The organism is Microbacterium sp. CCH5-D1 (genome assembly GCF_001557335.1).
Lineage (GTDB): Bacteria > Actinomycetota > Actinomycetes > Actinomycetales > Microbacteriaceae > Microbacterium > Microbacterium oxydans.
Genome location: NZ_LSJW01000271.1, coordinates 1 through 369, shown reverse-complemented (window position 1 = coordinate 369; position 369 = coordinate 1). Strand labels below are relative to the sequence as shown.

Sequence of the window (369 nt, the reverse complement as noted above, 5' to 3'; positions counted from 1 at the left end):
TTTCGCGACTCCCCTCACCTCCGATACCAGGGCCGACGACGAGGCGAACCGCCGCATCGTCGACCACACCCCGGCGGGGAGGTGGGGGGACGTCGCCGACCTCATGGGGGCGACCGTCTTCCTCGCCAGTCCCGCCTCCGACTTCGTCAACGGACATGTGCTGTCGGTCGACGGCGGCTACCTGGTGCGCTGACAGCGGCGCGCCTCCACACCCAACGAACAGGACACCCTCCCCATGGTCACTTCACGATCCGCTCTCTCACGCGAGGAGATCGTCACCCGCATGCAGGAGCTCCTCGGCGCCGACCAGGTCGAGACCGAGGCGCAGGCGCTGCGCGAGGCGAGCGTCGACCGCTTCAAGAAGTACAC

Annotated in this window: 1 protein-coding gene; it reads left to right on the top strand. The window is 68.3% G+C overall.

Annotated elements, in window-relative coordinates; all coding sequences use genetic code 11:
- Positions 1 to 193 (top strand): SDR family oxidoreductase (locus tag AX744_RS16310; protein WP_157543635.1); only part of this gene is annotated, 193 nt, incomplete at its 5' end.
- Positions 194 to 369: the final 176 nt, after the last annotated feature.